A 21,154-nucleotide genomic window follows, 5' to 3' on the forward strand; every position below is an offset into this window, starting at 1 on the left:
TCAAAATGCACAACGGGTATAATATTTAGGTAAACTTTTTTTAAAATTTTCTTAAATCTGTTCTCAAAATAGCATTGTTAGATAGATTGATAGAATTTTAAATTTCATCTCATTTGAACATAAAATATTCTTAAATATCATTTCTAATAGATTATGTCATACTAAATTTCTTAATTTTGTAATTATTATTCATTTTTATTTTTAGACCTATTTATAAAATGGCAAAAGTTAAAGTTGGAATGGTACAAATGACTTGTACTAATAACAAACAAGAAAATTTAAACAAAGCAATCGAACAAATAAAAGTAGCAGCTGCAAAAGGCGCTCAAATTGTGTGTTTGCAAGAATTGTTTACCTCATTATATTTCTGTGATGTCGAAGATTACGACAATTTCGATTTAGCAGAATCAATTCCTGGACCATCAACAGATGCGTTATCAGTTGTAGCAAAAGAATTAGGAGTTGTAATTATTGCTTCATTATTCGAGAAACGTGCGCAAGGTTTATACCACAATACAACAGCTATTTTAGATGCTGATGGACAATATTTAGGAAAATATCGTAAAATGCATATCCCAGATGATCCTGCGTTTTATGAAAAATTCTATTTTACACCAGGCGATTTAGGTTACAAAGTTTTTGATACTAAATTTGGAAAAATTGGGGTATTAATTTGTTGGGATCAATGGTATCCAGAAGCCTCTCGTATTACAGCATTGATGGGTGCGGAAATTTTATTTTATCCTACTGCGATTGGTTGGGATACAACGCAAGACGAAGAAACAAATCAAGATCAATACAATGCTTGGCAAACAATTCAGCGTTCACATGCGGTTGCGAATGGAGTTCCAGTTATTTCTGTAAATCGTGTTGGTTTTGAGCAAGATGGAGCGATGAAATTCTGGGGAGGTTCTTTTGCGACAAATGCACAAGGAAAATTGTTGTATTTGGCAACGCATGATCAAGAGGAAACAGAAGTGGTTGAATTGGATTTGAATGAATCTGATTTCTTCCGTAAACACTGGCCTTTCTTAAGAGATCGCCGAATCGATTCTTATCAACCAATTACAAAACGTTTTATAGACGAAGATTAATGAAAAAAATATTTTCACTTATTGCATTGATAGGAAGTTTTGCATTTGGTCAAATAAAACCAATTCAAATTGATTCGATTAATAATAATCTATTTGTTTATCAAACATTCAATTCGTTTAATGGTGTTGAATATAATGCAAATGGAATGTATTTGGTAACGAATAAAGGAATCGTTTTGTTTGATGTTCCTTGGCAGAAATCGCAATATCAAGAATTAAATGATATGTTACAAGAAAAGTATAATTTGCCAGTTATCGCTGTGTTTGCAACACATTCGCATGATGATAGAGCAGGAGATTTAAGTTTTTATAATGATTTGAATATTCCTACTTATGCAACTTCTTTAACCAATTCTAAATTAAAAAAAGAAGGAAAAGCGACATCAAAATTTGAGATTGAATTAGGAAAAACATACAAATTTGGTAATGAAAAATTTGTTGTTGAATATTTTGGTGAAGGACATACTTCTGATAATGTTGTGGTTTGGTTTCCAAAATATAAAGTGCTGAATGGAGGTTGTTTGATAAAAGGTGCTGACGCTGTAAATTTAGGTTACACAGGTGAAGCAAATGTTACTGAATGGCCAAAAACAGTACAGAAACTAGTTACAAAACATCCAAAAATTAAACAAGTTATTCCAGGTCATGAAAATTGGAAAGTTACTGGACATATCGAAAATACGTTTAAACTTTTAGAAAAGAAATAAAATTGAACACTATAGATACATCAAAATTCCCAAAAGATTTAGGATATAGATTTCCTGCCGAATGGGAAGAACACGAAGCAACATGGTTGTCTTGGCCGCACAAAGAAGAATCTTGGCCAGATCGTATTCAGTTAATTTATCCAGCTTATGCTGAATTTATTGCTGAATTATCGAAAGGTGAAAAGGTTCGTATTAATGTGAAAGATGAAGAAATGAAAGTGTTTGCGTTGTCTTTTATCGAAAAAACGGATGCAGATTTGTCACAAGTTGAGTTTTATTTTAATGAAACAAATGATGCATGGTGTCGCGATCATGGTCCTGCATTTTTATTGAATAAAAACAATCCTGATAACCCAAAAGTTATTGTTGATTGGGGATTCAATGCGTGGGGAGGAAAATATCCACCTTTTGAAAATGACGATGTTGTGCCAACAAGAATTGGTGCAGAATTTAATCTTCCTGTTTTTCATCCTGGAATTATTATGGAAGGAGGTTCGGTCGAATTTAATGGAAAAGATACGTTGATGACATCAAAATCTTGTTTACTGAATGAAAATCGTAATCCAGATTATTCGCAAGAACAAATCGAAGAATTTTTAAGAAATTATTACGGAGTTTCGCAAATTCTATGGGTAGAAGACGGAATTGTTGGTGATGATACGGATGGACACATTGATGATACAATTCGTTTTGTAAATGAAGATACAGTTTTGACGGTTGTTGAAACAGATGAATCGGATGATAACTACGAATTGTTGCAAGTGAATCTTCGCCAATTGCAAGAAATGAAATTACGAGATGGACGTCCATTAAACATTATTGAATTGCCAATGCCGGATGCGGTTTATTGCGAAGGTGAGCGTTTACCTGCTTCTTATGCGAATTTTTATATTGCGAATAAATCTGTCATTGTACCAACTTATCGTTGTGCAAAAGATGCAATTGCTTTGGATATTATTCAGAAATGTTTCCCCGATCGTAAAGTTGTAGGAATAGATTCTACAGATATTATTTGGGGACTAGGATCTTTCCATTGTTTGAGTCAACAAGAACCTAAGATTTAGTTTTTAAAATACAAAAATACCCCTCTTCAAAATTTCTTGTTGAGGGGTATTGATTTTGAATGAAAACTAAAAACTTATTTTTTAATATATTTCTCTAAGCCGATATTTAGTATGATCAGTTCTTTAACAGCTAATTTCGAAACTTCTTCGGCTCCAAGTTTTGATAGATGAGTATCATCGTTTTTGCCTTTTGGATAATAATCAATTTCATTTGGTTGATAATGTAAATGCAATTTTTTAGAGTTTCCTGGACCATATTTTATTTCCAATTTCTCTGTCAAATATTGCATATCAACAAACGGAACATCCAAATCTTTTGCAACACTTCTCACAATCAAAGGATATAAACCGTGAGTGTCAACCAAAACGCCTTTTTCATTAAAATTTCGACGAACAATAGAAGTCATTAAAATCGGAATAGCACCTTTTGCTCGTGCTTCTGTAACATATTGTTCCAAATTTGCGCGATATTGAGTGACAGGATTTGTGTAACGAACAGAATCTTCAATTTTTTGATCGTTATGTCCAAATTGAATGATTACATAATCACCTTTTTTCAATTGATTCTGAACTTTTTTCCATCTTCCTTCTGTTCTAAAACTTTTGGAACTTCTTCCATTTGTTGCATGATTCTGAATTTCTAAATCAGAATTCATTAACTCAGGCAAAAGTTGTCCCCAGCCATGTTCGGGATTTTTAGTTGGATTTTCTTTATTCGCCATTGTCGAATCTCCAACAAGAAATAGGGTTCTTTTTTGTGCGAATATTATGCTAAAAAACAAGCATAAAATCGTTGATAAAATTATTTTTTTCATGTTAATTCTGCTTTGGATTCCATCCGTTAAAAATATTCTCGATGGTATATTTTTGTATTTCTTTTTCGGTTAATTGATGCGACCAAATTGCTCTTTTTTGAGGATTATTTCCTAAACCTTTATTTTTATATTCTGCATAATAAGCTTTTTTTTCTTTATCTGGAAACATTGCATCACCTTTCCATTCGTTCCAACCAATAGGAAGAATATGTTTTCCCATTTCGGTATGTATAAAAACTGTTTTGGCAAAAGGACGCCAAGGTCTTCCCAAATAAACTTTTGTCAAATTGTCTTCTGCAATAAGACTACAATTGAAAAAAACATAACCAAATTCTTGCTCTTGATGTGTTGCCGCAGCTGTAATATAAGAATTAGCCAAACTTTTTATGGTACAATGCTCAAAAACGGCAATTGCTTCACCAAAAATAAAATCTGTCGTTCCTTCGATATAACAATTTTGATAATATTGTCGACTTCTATTTGTTGCAGTGTACAATGTATCTTGACATCCTAATAATCGAATATTTTTTGCCACAAATTTATCGCCTTCCACATGCAACGCAACAGCTTGTCCTTGGTTACAACTTTCGTTTTGTATCGTTAGATTTTCTAACTGAATATCATCTGCTTCAACCAAAAAAGTGTAGGAAGTATAGGTTGTCATTTTTTGATTGGTTAAATCATCTATTTTTCCAGAAAAATCATTGTTCGTGATAATAGTTTTTTCCGAATCTTCACCTTTTATCGTTATTTTGTGTTTCCAAGAAGGAATTCTAATTTTTTCGTGATAAACACCATTTTTAACAAGAATCAATGCTTGATCTGGTCCTAAATCTCTCAACGAATTAATCGCTTCTTGAATAGATGTAAAATCTGCTTGTTGATCTTTTGCAACAGTAATTGTTTTGTATTGAGCATTTACATTGATAAAGATGAAATGTAAACAAACTATAATAATGAATTGAATGATTTTCATTTGTTGAATCGTTTCGTTAAAAAATCAATAATGTAGTCTTTCGTTTCATCAAACCAAGGGTTCATCAACCAAAAAGAATGAGGCGAATTCTTAATTTCGTATGCTTCATTTAGAATATGATAATCGTTTAATTTTTTCATCATATCATCTCTACCAGCTCGAAATCTCGGCTGCGAACTATTGATAAATAGAGTAGGAGGCGTTTTAGAATTCACATATTCCAAAGGCGAAGCTTCTTTCCAAAGTTCAAAATTATCTTGTTTCGTATAACCGAAAAAATAACTGGCATATGTTCCTTCTTCAGCTTCGGGATGAATAAAAGAAACAATTCCATCAACATTTATAATTGAAGCAATTTTCTTTGATTTTACGCCATAAAGTGTTGCTAATTGAGCACCAGCTGAAGCGCCAAGAATAACGATTTTCGATTGATCGAGTTTGTATTTTTTACGATTCTTTATTAAATAATTAACTGCATCATCCATATCTTCTAAAGGAGCAGGATATTTTGCAACATCACTTAATCTATAATTTATTGCCATTGTTACAAAACCAGCCGAAGCAAGCGCTTGAGCCATTGGTTTTTGATTTTCTTTGCTACCCGAAATCCAACCTCCACCATGTACAAGAACAATAGCTATAGAAGTTTTAGTTTGATTTTTTGGTTGATAAATATCTGCTTTTAATTGATGTTTTTTTTGATAAATTATATCCTCAAACGCATTAATATTTTCGAAGTTTTTAGAAGAAATCGGCGTAATAAAAGGATAATTTTTCTTTAATTTTTCGTAAGTCGTTTCGATTGTATAAGGCGAAGCCTTCGGTCTCTCAACTTGACCGAAGGCTATCACCATATGCATCATAAAAACAAACAAAATCTTTTTAATTGATAACTGCATTCTTTTTGACTTCTTTAGAACTTGTTACATTCTTCTTATCAAATGCTTTTGGTAACTTGATTTTATCAGATTCATTACCAATAATCTTAATTTCTGGAGTTATAGCTGACTTGAATTCAGTAGTGCTTAAATCAACATTTTTACTATTGAAAATTGTAACCGCTTTTCCGTCTTTGTAATTGAATTTTACATTTTTCAATTGAATTCCATCAGCATCAATAATACTTAAAGCTTTTTTCGTGTCGAAAGTCGAATTTTCAACCACAATATTTTTAATATTCATTTCTGCAAGTCCCATGATAAACAAGGCTTCGTGAGAACTTACAACATTAATATTTTTGAAAAATATATTTCGAATTGTTGGAGTTTCCTCTGTTACTGGAACTTTTTTATCATTTCTTTTTTCGTCATCCGCATTTTGATCATCTTCTACAATCGGAGAATTTCCTTCGTAAAACATGTTAAAACCAATTGCTTGTGCAGGAATATTAATCATATCAATATTAGAGATATAAATATTTTCGATTAATCCACCACGACCGCGAGTCGTTTTGAATCTTAAACCAATATCTGTTCCGATAAAAGTTGCACCAGAAACATGAACATTGCGAACGCCACCAGACATTTCACTACCAATTACAAATCCGCCGTGTGCATGATAAACTGTGTTATTTTTGATAATGACATTTTCAGTAGGAATTCCACGATCGCGACCATCTTTATCTTTTCCAGATTTGATACAAATTGCATCATCACCCACATCAAACGTATTGTTGTAAATCAACACATTTTTACACGATTCTAAATCCAATCCATCTCCATTTTGAGAATACCAAGGATTTCTAACATTCAAATTTCGAATGATAATATTCGAACTCATTAACGGATGAATGTTCCATGCAGGTGAATTTTGAAACGTTGGACCATCTAAAAGTACACGATCCGAATTAACAATACTAACCATTACTGGACGTAAAAAATCTCTTACTTTAATTAGATCTTCTTTGCTGATTTTATCAGGAACATTAAAATTAGAACTGCTGATATAACCTAATTTAGAACCTTCGCTTGGAAACCACGTTTTTTTGTCATTCGATAAAACTCCGCCAGACGCAACCAAATTTTTCCATTGAGAATCTGTCATTTTACCTTTCTTTACAAAACGCCACGCATCACCATTTCCATCGATTGTTCCATTTCCTGTAATCGCAATATTTTGTGCATTTTTAGCAGAAATAGGAGAAGCAGTACGCGTTGTATTTAATCCTTCGAAACTTGTTTCAACTAAAGGATAATCGTTAAAATCTTTACTAAAAATCAAAAAAGCGCCATCTTCTAAATGTAAATTGATATTACTTTTGATTTCGATAGGACCACTCAACCAAATTCCGCGCGGAATAACAACTTTTCCTCCCCCTTTCGCACTTGTTTCTGAAATAGCTTTGTTGATTGCTTCTGTATTTTTGAAAATTCCGTCCGATTTTGCACCATATTGCGCAATTGAAACAACACGATTTGGAAACGAAGTTTCTTTTACTTTCGGCATATTAAACTCAATATCCTTGTAAATATTCTCATCAACTTGAGCTGATAAATGAGTAGAACAAACAATCGCTAAGGCAACTGTAAGTAGTTTTATGTATTTTTTCATTATTTAATGTTTTTGTTTTGAATGATAGTTTTGAATTCTTTGAAAACAATTGATGCGACAGCTTTTGCGCCTGCAATTTGAAAATGTGTGTTATCTTTTTGACCATTTGGATAAGCATCGTACAAATTTGCTCCAAAATTCATGAAATAGGTTTTTGTTACATATTCTTGTCCTTTTTGGCTAAAAAAATCCATCGATAATTGATTTAAATCTAAGAATGCAACATTTTTTTCTTTTGCAATTTCTTTTGCAACAAATGGATATTCGCCATGTACATTTTCTAACTTTCCATTTTTCCAAGGATAATTTCTTGCAACAGGACTTAGAATAATCGGAATTGCACCTTTTTCTCTCGTTTGATCTACATATAATCTCAAAAATTCTTTGTAACCTTCTAAATTTACAAATCGTTCTGGTTTATCTTCGGCGGCATCATTATGTCCGAATTGTATTAAAACATAATCACCTTTTTTTAGTTGAGAATAAACCTCTCGCCATCTACCTTCTTGAAAAAAAGTACGCGTACTTCGACCACCTTTTGCTTTATCCTTGACGATGATATGTTTATTGGCTAAATGTTTCAGATCTTGTACACTATCTTTTGCAAAAAATGGTTGAAATTCTTGTCCCCAACCAGAAATTGGATATCTGTTTTTCATATAGTTTTTGCCCGGATCATAATCGTCTGTATAATCTGCAACAGTTGAATCTCCGATTAAGAAAATGATGATTGATTTTCCTTTTTGAGCTTGACAAAAACTTGACAAAGTAACGAAGCAAATCAAGGTATATAAAAATTGTTTTGTCTTCATTATTTCTCGTTTTTATCTATTCTGAACCAATCAAAATCAGCATAACCACCACGTTTCGCATCTTGAGAACTTATACTATACACACCAACTTTTGCTCCAATCCATTTTCCTGGTTTAGCTTGAAATGGTTCTCCAATTGATGTATATTTTTTTCCGTTTTCACTAAAACTAAATTGACAAATTCCGTTTGGTTCGCTCACTTTTACTTTCAAGAAAACTTCATTAGTTGATAATTTTACTTCGGATAGAATTTTTTCTGGATTATTTTTCTCCGCTTTTTCTGCACGAATCAATTGTAAATAATATCCATCTTTTTTATTTGTGATAACCAAAGATTGATAATCTGTTCCCATGATTAATAAACCAGCAGTTTTCCCTTCTGTAGCATCTTCGGGCGTAAGTTTTAGTTTTGTTGAAGCTGTGAAATTTTGTGCAGGAAATTTTTGCGTTAACAAATTAGGAACCGTCCAAAGATTATTCGAATTTTCTGGAACTTTGATAGAGAAAAGACGAAGAAAATTTTGATTTGCTAATTTACTGTACCAAACAATTGAAGGATTTGCGCTCCATTGCCATTGTAATCCAATATCATTTTCTTTAAATTCATCTGTTTCTGAAGGATTTATAATGTCAGACTTATTCGAAATTGTAGGTTTTTTATACGTTAAAACTGGTTCTCCAATTCCATTTTTATCTTGATCAACACCAATAAAGGGCCAATCGTTGATCCATTTCATTGGTTGAAGATGAACAATTCGTCCATAAGTGTCCGCATCTTGAAAATGATAGAACCAATCTTCTCCATTTTTTGTATCCACCCAAGCACCTTGATGAGGTCCATTGATAGTTGATTTCCCTTGTTCTAAAACAATTTTTTCATCATAAGGCCCATAAATATTTTTTGAACGTAAAACTAATTGCCAACCAGTAGCTACTCCACCTGCAGGAGCAAAAATGTAATAATAACCGTTGCGTTTATAGATTTTTGGTCCTTCGACAGTTGGATGATTTTCGTGTCCATCGAAAATGTGTTTTCCTTTATCTAAGACTTTTGTTCCTTCCGCATTCATTTTTTTGATTGTCAAAATACTTTTTACACCTGCACGACTTCCTGCCCAACCATGTACGATATAGGCATTTCCGTCCTCATCCCAAAACGGACACGTATCAATAATACCTTTTCCTTCTTGAACTAAAATAGGATCTTCCCATTTTCCGAAAGGATTTTGGGTTTTGACCATGTAAATTCCGAAATCTGGATCGCCCCAATAAATATAATATTCATTATTATGAAATCGGATACTTGGCGCCCAAACACCATCGCCTCTTTTTGGTGTACTAAAATGTTTGATAGGAAAAACATCGGGTAGGGCATGATTAACCAATTTCCAATTAATCATATCAGTTGAATGTAAAATTGGTAACCCCGGCGCTTCATTAAAACTGGAAGCCGTCATGAAAAAATCATCACCGACACGAATTGCATCAGGATCAGAATAATCTGCATATAAAACAGGATTTTTGTACGTTCCGTTTCCTAAATCTGATACCCAAACATTTGATTTTTGAGCGTGTATTGGCAAGAAATTTAATCCTAATAATGATAGGAGAATTAATGTAGATTTCATGGCGATTAACGATTTAATTCTAATGCAGCTAAAATAAATGGTCCAGTTCCTTTTGGATCATTTGCTCTTATTTCTTCATTAATGTAATATTCGTAAGAACCATCGCGATAAGGATTTCCTCCTAAACCTGCAACAGCACAGCATTTTTCTAAACTTACAATACCTTTTTCATCGACTTGAATAAATTCTTTTAAAATTCCATCAAATCCATTTTTGGCATTTTTCATGTATGATTTTGGCAAATAACCTTTGTTAACACCTTTTGCTAACGTATAAACGTACATTGAAGAACCCGTCGCTTCCAAATAATTTCCACTTCTATTTCCTTGATCTAGAACTTGATACCAAGTCCCCGAAGAATGTTGAACCTTCACAATCGCTTCTGCATATTGATTAAGGTATTTAATTAATTTATCACGACCTTGGTAATCTTTTGGCAAATAATCTAACACATCAACCAAAGCCATTCCGTACCAACCCATTCCTCTCGACCAGAAATGTTGAGAAAGACCTGTTGTACTATTTGACCATTTTTCTTTTCTACTTTCGTCCCAACCGTGATAATATAAACCAGTTTTTGGATCGCGGTTATATTTTTCGATTAAGTCAAATTGTAAAACAATTTTATCGTACGATTTCTTCGCTTCAGTTGCGCTCTGAAATTTTGTTGCATATTTTGCATGAAAAGGTTCGGCCATGTAAACACCATCTAACCACATCTGATTTGGATAGATTTTTTTGTGCCAATATCCGCCTTCCGTTGTTGTTGGTTGTTGTTCTAATTGTTTATCTAACGTTTCCATTGCAATTTTGAATCGATTTTCTTTTGTTTTTTCGTATAAATCAAAAATTGCGTCGCCAGATTTAATCATATCTAAATTATAATTCTCGAACTTATACGTATCAATTTTTCCATTCGAATCAATCATTCTATTTGCATAATCGTAGATATAATTATAGATAGTTTGGTTATTTGTTTGCTCATATACTTTGTACATAGCGTCTAAAACCAATCCATTTGTATAACTCCAACGTGGTTTTTTTTGAAAATCTAAAAGTGTAGGATCAGGGAAACGAATAGTTTCTGAAATTGCCATTCTTTCTGACCATTTTAACTTTGGATCGACAAGAATATTTTCTGTATTTTTTTTCTGACTGATACAAGACGTACTCGAAATTATCATCAAACCACAAACCGTTGTTTTTAAAATATTTTTCATTATCAACTATTTATAAACGATTAGACTTTTCTAATTGAACTAATTTCGAATTCAAATCATTGTAGAATTCAGTTTCGTTTTTAAGTCCATTTGGCTCTTGTGCCCAAGCTGCCAAAATATAATATGTCATTGTTTTGGTTGTCGGTTTGAAAACGATTAAATGATCATCTTTTCCGTTTACTAATTTTTCGACCTCATCCGATTTATAGAAAATTGCCATTCCAAGCAAATCATTTTTGTCAACTAAAGTTTGTTTTCCGTATGTTGCGATATATCCCCAACTTCCATTTGCGCTTTTCTTTTGCTGCAACGGAATATTTTTGAATTTCACCAAACCAGTTGTTAAACCATTCGTTAAGACAAAAGTTTTCAATTCAAATTTAGAAAAACGATCATAAGGATAAATCGAAACTTTTGCTTTTACATCTGTTGTGTGATCCGCAGTTTTCCATTTAGAATAATCAATTTCAAAACTCGAAACATTTTTACTGTTTTTAACTTTGACATATGTATTTTCAACTTGATGCAAATGCGCAACCGTATCATTCACTAATCGTCCAAAACCACCAATTCCAAGCGATTTACCAGCTTTCAGAATATCTTGTCCCCAAGGTTGAGGATCGTGATAAGAATCAAATCCATCTTGTCCAACATCTTGCAAAACTTGCGTTTTTACTTTTTTTCCGAAAATATCAACAGCATTTCTCCAATCCAAATACAAACGATAACCAACATTTTGATTTTCCCAACCTGGACCTTCGTATCGAATATCGAAAGCATGATCGGTATGCTGAGGATCAAGAGTATGTTCTTGTACATTTCGAAATGTTCCGCCTTCGTACTCTTTGTGACCTCTTTTTCCATCTACCCATTTTCCGCCTTCTTTTATAGAAATTTCGGAATAGGTAAATCCATTGTTTTCATGTTGAACCAATCTGTTACTACAAGAAGTGACAAGGATTAATGTTGTTATTGTGGCAATAATTTTTTTCATACGTATTTATTTTTTAAAATTAGTGAGGAGTTTAATTGACGATCCAATCACCTAAAACATTATTTTTAGAGAAAGCTAAAGCTTCTTGAGCAGTTAATTGACGACTCCATTTAACTCTTTTATTTGCGATATGTTTACCTGTAGATTTGTATTCGGAGTAGCGTGTTGTAGATTCATTTGCAACTTTCCCCCAATTGTTCCAACCTTCTGCTTTAACAGACAAATCCATGTCACAATTGATGAAAGTAGTTTGAGCAAAAGGTCGCCAAGGTCTTCCCAAATGATGAGAATCTTGATTGTTCCCAGAAATCTTACAATTCTCGAAAACGAAACCGTATTTCTGATCTTCTGTCGTTGATGCCGCTGTAATGTATCCTTTCCCTTTATTATTTAGCTGACAGTTTTCAAAATAAGCGGTTCCTGCTCCGAAAATGTAATCGACTGTACCTTCGATGTAACAGTTCTTAAAATATTGTCTGCTTCCGCTTTTCACTAAATATAACGTATCTTGATTTCCTAAAAACCGACAATTTGTAAATTTTATTTTATCTGCATCAACGCGAACAGCAACAGCTTGTCCAACTTCGCCTGCGCTATTTTCGAATGTTATATTTTCGGCTGAAAAATTATCTCCAAAAATAAAAAATGAAGCCGAACCAGATGTTCCAATTTCTTGACCAATATTATTTAATTTTGATGCGTAATCATCATACGTCAAAATGGTTTTGTGTTGATCTTCACCAATAAAATTAATCATCGTTTTAGAAGGAGGTAAGGTGATTTTTTCTTTGTAAACACCATTTTTAATCAAAACTTTTACAGGAACTCGACTAAAATCGGGTAGTGCAGCAATTAATTCTTGAATAGTTTTGAATTGCCCTGAACCATCTTTCGCTACAATAAAATCATAATCTTTGACTTTGTTATTCGCTGAATTAATCTTTTCTGAAACTAATGATTCTGCATAAACTTCTAAATTGGTATATTGACTTGATAAATTGTAACCGTTTGCATCGTTAATGCCAACTTTCAAATTATTTCTTTTTTCCCATTCATCGTCCATTCCATCCTGATCTGTATCTGTAGGAATATTGTATGTTTTTAACGTAGGAAATCCGCCAACTTCTGTTTGACTATCGATAATTCCGGTCATATTTTTTGGATATCCGTTTGTTAAATAACCAATTAATCGATTATCAACTTCATCGCGTTTTAAACTTGCTCCCGCATGTGCTTGAACCATTTTGTAGGCATTTTCAGTAGAATGAGTGATAATTTCATTTTTACCAAATTCAGTTTCAGCTTTTGCTTTTAAAGGTTCATCGGCTTGTACACCGCCATTCCAGTTATTTGCTGTTATATCAGCATAACCTTTTACAAAATTTCCGTTGACATAAAATTTACCATATGGAATAGAAGGATTTACAATTCTATTTTTATGTTTTGTGGCTGGTCCAGATTTGAAATAATTATTAATCAAATTATATTTTCCTTTTTCTCCGCCATAAATAGAATTTGCGCCCCAATTAAAAATTACATTATTACGAAAATCAACCATTTCATCTTCAGGATTCATCGTTGATTCTGACCCACTAAAACGAGGATTTCGACTATTGTTACTCATAATTAGATTGTGGTGGAAACTTGCAGGCTCACCACCCCAAATTCCACCATAACCATGCGCTCCTTTTATATGGACAGATTTATTAAGCGCTTCTGAAATGATAGACCATTGAATTGTAAGATTTTTGACACGATAAAACGAGATGTTTTCGTCTGTAGCCCAACTTACCGAACAATGATCTATGATTATATTTTGTGCATTTCGACCACCCAAAGCATCACCTTCTACTTTTGCTAAATCGCCTAAACGAAATCTCATGTAACGAATAATTACATTATCAGACTTGATGGTTACAGGATAATTAGAAACGGTAATACCATCTCCAGGAGCAGTTTGCCCAAGAATAGAAATATTTCCGTAATTAATATCCAAAGGAGATTGCAATATAATGTTTCCAGAAACAGCAAAAACGATTGTTCTGCTCAATTTTTTCTGAATTCCGTATCGTAAACTTCCTTTGCCAGAATCGTTGAGATTTGTGACAATATAGACTTCTCCACCTCGTCCACCAGAACTATACCTGCCATATCCTTCGGCAGAAGGAAAAGCAGGTAAATTCTGTGCAAATAAACATGAGTGAATTAAAAATATAAATGTAATTGCGATGTGTGATTTCATTCTTTATCGTTTAATTAATTCCACCATCTTGGATCTCCAATTGCAGCACCTGTAGAAGATGCAGTTCTTAATGGAGAATTGACTGGTAATGTAAAATCAATTGTTGTGTTTGTCCAATTTAGAGCATTTTCTTGATTATTTGTAGAAGTTACTCCAGTTGGAAAAACAAGTTTTTGTAAATCAGCAGCTTTACCATTCGTTAAATTATAGAAATTGTTGAAAGTGAAAACAGCTGTACTTGAAGTCGCTAAACGAATTAAATTATTACTCGATAAACTTCCTCCAACTCTTGGCGAATTTGCAATAATATTATTGGTAAAATTAGCTTTGATTGGTACGTTATTGTTATCTAATAGTGGAAAAGAAGAACTTTGTCCAAAACTATTAATTGTACAATTGTTGACATTAATTGTTGCATTAGCAGATGGCGTAGCAATACTTTCTCTGTATCGAATAAATAAATCTCCAACTTCTGTAAATGTTGAATTCTCGATATTAACTTCGTTAAAAACTAATTTATCTAAATGTAAAAATCCGTAAGATGAAGCTGGGAAATTTTTGAAGAAAGAATGTTTAATCTCAAATTTATCCATTGTATAACCACTATTAGGCCCTCTATTTGCTCTGAAAGCTGAGGTCTTAACATTGCTTACAACACAATTTTCAATCGATACATTTGCAAAATTAGCCTTCGCACCATTGCTGCTGCTACTTGTCAAATTGATTAAATAATCTGCCGTATTTGCGCTTCCATCTAACTCGATATTCTTTAGATGTAAACCAGCTCCAGTATCATTTAACGTAAATTCTTTGAAAGAAACTTTTGTATCTTCTGGATTTCCAGAAATTCCAATCAATGAAATTTTCTTCGCATTAATCGCGAACAATTTATCTCCAGAATCATATTTTCCTGGATTTAATCCAATGATATCTCCATCATTTGCATTGTTAATCAAGGTGATTAAATCATCGCCAGAATTAGCAATAATACTATAACTTGTAGATGATTTTGTCGTGAAATTCTGAGAACCAACGCTTGTATTTCCTTTATAAATTTCGACTGTATATCGTGTACTTGGATTAAGTCCTTTTGTTGTTTTAAGTCCAGCAGCTGCTTCGCTACTTGTGATTTGACTTACAATAGGATCGCCAACATAAACTGGATCTTGACCAGAAACTTGCGTATATGCTTGAAATCTCAATTCAGTTACTCCAGCAGTAACATCCCAACTAACTGTTGCTTGATTTTCTAGAATATTTGGATCATAAATAGGATGTAAAATTTGGATTCCAATAATTTTAATTCGCTTACTAACAGACCAGTGAGATTCTGGTCTGTTTTCGTAAGCATTTGTTTTAACACGTATAAAGAAATTTTTTCTCACGGGAATTTCTTGATCCGTAATAACAACTCCAGCAGAATCTGTTTTTTTAGTTAAAATGATATCTTTTGGATTTGTAAATAACGAATCGCTCGAAACTTCTGTTGTATAAGTTTCGTCAATATTGTTAGTGTACAGAGAAGGTGACCATGTGACTTTTGTTTCTGTTTCAAAATTTTCGGCAGATAAAGACAATGGTGTAAACATTCTCATTGGATTGTTAGATTCTGATTGAAATTCATCATCATTACAAGAGATTACAGCATTTGCAGTAAGTAATACTGTTCCTATAATCAATATTTTATAAAAAGTTTTTTTCATAATAATTGTGCTTTAGTATCCGTAATCTTGTGTTAAATTATAATTTGTATTGATGATGTCTTGATAGATTGGCAACAATTCTGAATGATTTGGTTTGTAATATTGTAACCAACCTTTTCGCTCGTCGTTAATCATTGTCGCGACCATTCCTGTTTGCCAGTTTATGCGTGTATATCCCGTTGGAGTAGAAGCCACAGAAGGTGTGTAGAACAATTCTGTTTTATCATTTCCAACAAAATAAGTATCTAAACTTAAAACAGTTTTTTGGGCTGTTTGAGTTGGATCGTATTTCCCAATTTTGTAATAGATGTATTTAGGTACATTGGCATATTCTCCCGTTCCATCTAATAGATTTTGTAATTTAGCACGAGTTTCTGTTACTACTTGACCTAAAAGATTCCATCTGATTAAGTCATATTTTCGGATAGATTCTCCACCAAATTCCAATAATCTTTCGTGTACAATTTGCTCAAAAAATCCTTGGTAGCCATTCGCTGTAACTGCAGGCATTTTATCAGGATTGTTTGCATAAGCTCTTGCTCTAACTTCTCTCAAAGCATCAATTGCAGCTGCAGTTGGTCCACCGTTTAATTCATTTTCTGCCTCAGCAAACATTAATAAAACATCTGCAAAACGCATAATTGGCCAATTGATTCCAACATTTTGAGAAGGACCTGTTACTTTTGTCCAAGATTTTCTAAATTTTCCGTCTGTTAAAGCATCAATTTTTACCACTTGTGTTAAATCATCTGCATTAATTTCGAACGCATTTATTGTTACATCTCGTCTTTGATCATATTTATCAAATTCATAAAAATAAGTTGGTAAAGCATTTATTCCGCCACCACCATTCCATTTAGAAGCTGCATTATGACGTAATCCGTTGTAATAACCAAGTTTACTATCAGTTCGCGCATTTCCGCCAAAAGCACCTACTTGAAAAATCATTTCGTTTGTATTATCCATGCGACCTTCGTGAATAGCACGGAAAACATCTTCGTAATTTGGATTGATATTATGACTTCCACGTTGTTGCATAATGTCAAACGTTTCGTTGCGAGCAATTTGGTAATATTTTTCTGGATTTGTTCCTTTAACCATCTGTACAGGCTGTCTTCTCAACGAATATCCAGCTCTAGCAAGTGCAATACGAGCACGTAAGCCTTTCACAAAAGCTTTTGTGATACGTGTTGTAGGATCTCCAGATTCGGCTCTCCATGGAATAACTTTTGAAGCAGTTTCTAAATCATTTAATAAAACTTCATACACTTCATCACGATCAGTTTTTGGAAGGAAAATATGTTCGTACTGAGAAGATGGTTTATCTTGAAATGGAACATCTCCAAAGTTTCTGATTAATTCGTAATAATATTGTGCTCTTAACGTTAATGCTTCTCCGTAATATCTATCCATTAACTTTTTATCACTATCACTTCCAGATTTGTAGACATCAGATGTCGGAATATTATAAATTAATAAATTTGCTCTTTCGATTCCTGTGTATAATTGACGGAAAGGTTTGTCTAATTCTGGATTTGTAGGACATGCATTGTACATACTAATTCCACGACGATCGTTACAATTGTAATCACCTGATGTTTTGAAATCATCTGCAGCTTGTCCAATGATAGAAGAAATTCTGTTTCCGTAACCATTATCACCAGCTAATTGATTATATACGCCAACCAAAGCAGAGTAAGTGTAACTTGCATCGTTGTAAACCTCTATTTCGGAAGTATTGGAAGGGCTACTAACATCCAAATAATCATCGCATGATGTTGTTGTTAATAAAACGATGCTAACGCCTAATATTTTTATAATTGTTTTTGTTTTCATTTTTGATGTGTTTTGAGATTAGAAAGTAACATTAATACCTGTTAAGAAAAATCTGCTTCGTGGATAGGCAGCGTAATCAACTCCAGGAGTTAAAGGACTTGTGCGTCTTGTATTTGCTTCAGGATCATAACCAGAATAACCAGTAATTGTAAATAAATTATTGATTGTTGCGTAGATTCTTACTTTGCTAATAAATTTCGTTTTTGCTAACATATCCTCTGGTAAAGAATAACCAACTGTAACGTTGCTTAATCTTAAATAAGATCCATCTTCGATGGCATAAGAATGTAAAATATAATTTCCAGAAGGAGGTGACCAAAATGTAGCATTTGCGTTTAGAGCTTCTAATTGTGTAGGATCTGTTACTCGATTTCCGTTATCGTCAAAATTTCTCCAAGCTCCAGCAACTGCTTTTAACATATTGTTGTCGCGGTATAAATATTGTGTTGTAAATTCAACTTTATTGGCATTGTAAACTTTATTACCAACAGAATAAGTGAAGAACATACTTAGGTCGATATTTTTCCATTGAAATTGTTGATTAAATCCACCATAGAATTTAGGTTGAGCATTTCCTAAAACTGTTTTATCATTATCATCAATTATTCCATCGTTATTTAAATCTTTCAATTTTAAATCTCCAGGACGCACATCTTTTGAACCTAATGCCGCAGCAGAATTGCTTGCAACACCAGCTTTTAATGTATATTTTTGAGTTGATGGATTGTAATCGAAATCGCTCACTTTGTACCATCCGTCTGTTACATAACCATAGAATTGTCCGATAGGTTTACCTACTTCAACTTTGAAATCTTGCAAATTATTTACCCATCCAGATGATTGATAATAGTATTGTAGACCATCACCAGTTACATCTTTTCCTAAAGATTTGATAACATTTTGATTATGAGAAATATTGAAGTTTACATTCCATTTAAAGTTTTTAGATTTCGCAATATCAGCACCTATTGTAAATTCAATTCCTTTGTTTTCCGTTTCACCAGAGTTTTGATATTGGTATTCGTATCCGCCTGTTTGCGGAATTTTAGCCAATAATAATAAATCTTTTGTATTTGTTACATAAGCATCGATACTACCATAAACACGTTTATTGAATAAAGTATAATCTAATCCAATGTTTTTAGAAATTGTTTTTTCCCATTTTGCACCCGAATTTGCCAACCTTTCATTAGGAGCTAAACCTGGAACTACAGCATTATCAAATGAATATCCCCAGTTACTTGAACTACTAAAGAATGTTGAATATAAGAATGGCTCAATGCGGTTATTACCCGAAGTACCATAGCTTAAACGTAATTTTAGTTCGTCAATCCAAGAAGAATCTTTTAAGAAATTTTCTCTTGCAACATTCCAAGCAAATGAAGCAGAAGGGAAGGTAGCATAACGATTATCAGGAGAGAATACACTCGATCCGTCTGTTCTGACAGAAAGTGTTAACATATATTTTTTATTGAACGAATAATTAACTTGTCCAAAAAACGAAGCCAATCGATCCACATTTACTGATGTTGAAACTGGATCTTGTACCATTCCTGCAGGAGGAACCGCACTTTGCAAATTAGAAAATGCTTGATTAGCCGAAATATTTTTTGGTAACCATTTGATATACGTTCTTGATGTTTCTCCGTCTGTTTTTACAATTTCCTGTCCAATCATTACATCTAGTTTATGATTAGAACCTAATCTTGGTGAATATTGTAATGTATTTGAATTTGAAATTCTTCTTGTTTGACTTGCACGCATATCAACCACAGGAAGATTAGCATTTGCCATTGCAACACTTGTGATATTTCCGTAAAAACTATTGTCATTGCGATCTGTTTGTACATAACCAAAAACAGATTTGAAGGTTAACCCTTTGACAATTTGCCAAGACAAGTAACCATTCATCAAAAGGTTTTGTCTTTCGTCTTCTCTTACTTCATTATTCGCTAGCAAAACAGGACTTGTAAGGTTTGTTTGTGCATAATAATCTGGATCGAAGAAATCAACATACGATTCGTTTCCTGGAGCAGCAAAAGGTTGATATCTCACTGAATTACGAAGTCTGTTATTTGATTGAGAACCTGTATTTGATGTACCAGCTCCCATGATTTTATCTTTACTATATCTAAAACTAACGCCAGTTTTTACTTTGTCGCTGATTTTATGATTTAATTTGAAGTTTGCTAAATTTCTTTTGTAACTAGAATTCAGCATAATTCCATCTTCGTTGATGTGATTTAAATTTAAACTGAAATCAGTCGATTTATTTCCACCAACAATCGAAACGTTATGATTTTGAGAAAAAGCTTTTCTACCAAAAACTTCTTCTTGCCAATCTCTCGCTTCCATACTTTTATAGATATCTATATCGTTAAAATCTCCATATCTTTTTCTGAAAGAATCTGCTAATTGCTCATCATTATTAATATTATACAATTCATACTGATAACGTACAAATTCATACGGAGTCATTACTTCTAACTTATTCTGAATTTCTCTAAATCCAGTATAATTAGAATAAGTAACTTGTGTAGGCATGTTGAAACCACTTTTTGTCGTAATAAGCACAACACCGTTTGCACCTCTCGCACCATAAATAGCAGTAGAAGCTGCATCTTTTAAAACATCAATACTTGCAATTTCTTGTGGAGATAAAATAGATAAGGCATTTTCTACTTGTATTCCATCCACGATATACAGAGGGCTGTTGTCTTGTGTAATCGATGTGCCTCCACGAACTTTAATTGTAACATCAGCTCCTGGTGCACCTTCGGACATACTAACTTGTACACCAGCTAATCGACCTTGTATAGCTTCAGCAGCAGAATTTACTGCCATATCTTTTATCTGATCAGCATTTACACTTGCCACAGAACCTGTTAATTCATCACGTGTTACAGTTGTATATCCAATTACAACAACTTCATTTAGATTTTGTTGCTCTGTTGCAACAAGATCTTTCAGTTTTATATCGATTGTTCCTTTCTTATTAACAGGAATAGTCTGTATTTCATAACCATCATAGGTAATGGTTAAAGTCGAGTTATCTGGAACAACAATTTCATAAAATCCATTTTCATCTGTAATTGTTTCGTACGTTGTCCCATCTACATAAATGTCAACTCCATTAAGAGGTGAATTATTAATAGATGATTTAACTGTTCCGGAAACTTTTATTTCTTCTTGCGCAAAACTCGCAATTGGTAGAAGCAAAAGCGTGAATAACTTAATTTTAGATATCCTCATATGTGTGGTTTTGTGTTTCTTCTGTTAAACTAAATAATTTTTAGCGTAATCGATTACATTATTAAATATAAAAGTGTATATAGTACACTAAAATATAACTATTTTTTTTAAAATCAAATAAAATATTAAAATTTATAAAAAATAATTAATCTATTTGTTAGTTATTGATATTTAACACAATATCTGTTTGTGTTGACTGATATTTATATATACTCTAACTTAAATAAGCTAAAGTGGTTAATTTAGATCATAATTTTTTTG

At 32.9% G+C, this 21,154-nt stretch carries 15 protein-coding genes; 3 read left to right on the plus strand and 12 right to left on the minus strand.

Annotated elements, in window-relative coordinates:
* Window positions 1-218 precede the first annotated feature (218 nt).
* From B4J88_RS12045 to B4J88_RS12055, 3 genes are read left to right on the plus strand one after another with little or no spacing between them, the layout of a single operon-like run.
* Complete coding sequence (locus B4J88_RS12045; RefSeq protein ID WP_180906332.1) at window positions 219-1,094, plus strand: carbon-nitrogen hydrolase; 876 nt, start codon at window positions 219-221, stop codon at window positions 1,092-1,094.
* A complete protein-coding gene (gene blaEBR, locus B4J88_RS12050; protein WP_291067731.1) occupies window positions 1,094-1,801 on the plus strand; it encodes an EBR family subclass B1 metallo-beta-lactamase in 708 nt (235 codons plus the stop codon). Before B4J88_RS12045 ends, blaEBR begins: the two co-directional genes overlap by 1 nt.
* Before the next feature lie 2 nt (window positions 1,802-1,803).
* The gene (locus tag B4J88_RS12055; RefSeq protein WP_219034310.1) at window positions 1,804-2,865 is read left to right on the plus strand and encodes an agmatine deiminase family protein; all 1,062 of its coding nucleotides are present in this window, start codon (window positions 1,804-1,806) and stop codon (window positions 2,863-2,865) included.
* A 74-nt stretch (window positions 2,866-2,939) separates the two neighbouring features.
* On the opposite strand, the gene B4J88_RS12060 is transcribed toward B4J88_RS12055, so the two are convergent.
* Genes B4J88_RS12060 through B4J88_RS12115 form a run of 12 tightly spaced genes read right to left on the minus strand, consistent with a single transcriptional unit; the run spans window position 2,940 to window position 20,893 of the window.
* Window positions 2,940-3,680, minus strand: a complete 741-nt coding sequence (locus B4J88_RS12060) for a rhamnogalacturonan acetylesterase (RefSeq protein WP_286495612.1) — start codon at window positions 3,678-3,680, stop codon at window positions 2,940-2,942.
* A 1-nt stretch (window position 3,681) separates the two neighbouring features.
* Window positions 3,682-4,656, minus strand: a complete 975-nt coding sequence (locus B4J88_RS12065) for a pectinesterase family protein (RefSeq protein WP_291067732.1) — start codon at window positions 4,654-4,656, stop codon at window positions 3,682-3,684.
* Window positions 4,653-5,555 (minus strand): alpha/beta hydrolase, encoded by a 903-nt coding sequence (locus B4J88_RS12070; RefSeq protein ID WP_291067733.1) that lies wholly within the window; start codon window positions 5,553-5,555, stop codon window positions 4,653-4,655. Before B4J88_RS12070 ends, B4J88_RS12065 begins: the two co-directional genes overlap by 4 nt.
* Window positions 5,539-7,206, minus strand: a complete 1,668-nt coding sequence (locus tag B4J88_RS12075) for a glycoside hydrolase family 28 protein (protein ID WP_291067734.1) — start codon at window positions 7,204-7,206, stop codon at window positions 5,539-5,541. Before B4J88_RS12075 ends, B4J88_RS12070 begins: the two co-directional genes overlap by 17 nt.
* Entirely contained in the window at window positions 7,206-8,018 is an 813-nt protein-coding gene (locus tag B4J88_RS12080; protein WP_291067735.1) for a rhamnogalacturonan acetylesterase, read from the minus strand. Before B4J88_RS12080 ends, B4J88_RS12075 begins: the two co-directional genes overlap by 1 nt.
* A complete protein-coding gene (locus tag B4J88_RS12085; RefSeq protein WP_291067736.1) occupies window positions 8,018-9,646 on the minus strand; it encodes a glycoside hydrolase 43 family protein in 1,629 nt (542 codons plus the stop codon). Before B4J88_RS12085 ends, B4J88_RS12080 begins: the two co-directional genes overlap by 1 nt.
* 5 nt (window positions 9,647-9,651) lie before the next feature.
* Entirely contained in the window at window positions 9,652-10,866 is a 1,215-nt protein-coding gene (locus tag B4J88_RS12090; protein ID WP_291067737.1) for a glycoside hydrolase family 88/105 protein, read from the minus strand.
* 10 nt (window positions 10,867-10,876) lie between these two features.
* A complete protein-coding gene (locus B4J88_RS12095) occupies window positions 10,877-11,860 on the minus strand; it encodes a DUF4861 family protein (RefSeq protein WP_291046874.1) in 984 nt (327 codons plus the stop codon).
* A gap of 31 nt (window positions 11,861-11,891) precedes the next feature.
* Window positions 11,892-14,102, minus strand: coding sequence for a pectinesterase family protein (locus B4J88_RS12100; protein WP_291067738.1), 2,211 nt, complete (start codon window positions 14,100-14,102; stop codon window positions 11,892-11,894).
* Between the two features lie 14 nt (window positions 14,103-14,116).
* Window positions 14,117-15,805 carry a DUF4957 domain-containing protein gene (locus tag B4J88_RS12105; RefSeq protein WP_291067739.1) on the minus strand — a complete coding sequence of 563 codons (1,689 nt, stop codon included), beginning with the start codon at window positions 15,803-15,805 and terminating at the stop codon, window positions 14,117-14,119.
* Between the two features lie 12 nt (window positions 15,806-15,817).
* The gene (locus B4J88_RS12110) at window positions 15,818-17,641 is read right to left on the minus strand and encodes a RagB/SusD family nutrient uptake outer membrane protein (protein WP_291067740.1); all 1,824 of its coding nucleotides are present in this window, start codon (window positions 17,639-17,641) and stop codon (window positions 15,818-15,820) included.
* A gap of 18 nt (window positions 17,642-17,659) precedes the next feature.
* Window positions 17,660-20,893 carry a SusC/RagA family TonB-linked outer membrane protein gene (locus B4J88_RS12115; protein WP_291067741.1) on the minus strand — a complete coding sequence of 1,078 codons (3,234 nt, stop codon included), beginning with the start codon at window positions 20,891-20,893 and terminating at the stop codon, window positions 17,660-17,662.
* Window positions 20,894-21,154 lie beyond the last annotated feature (261 nt).

Source organism: Empedobacter sp. UBA5036 (assembly GCF_002415215.1).
Taxonomy (GTDB): Bacteria; Bacteroidota; Bacteroidia; order Flavobacteriales; family Weeksellaceae; genus Empedobacter; species Empedobacter falsenii_B.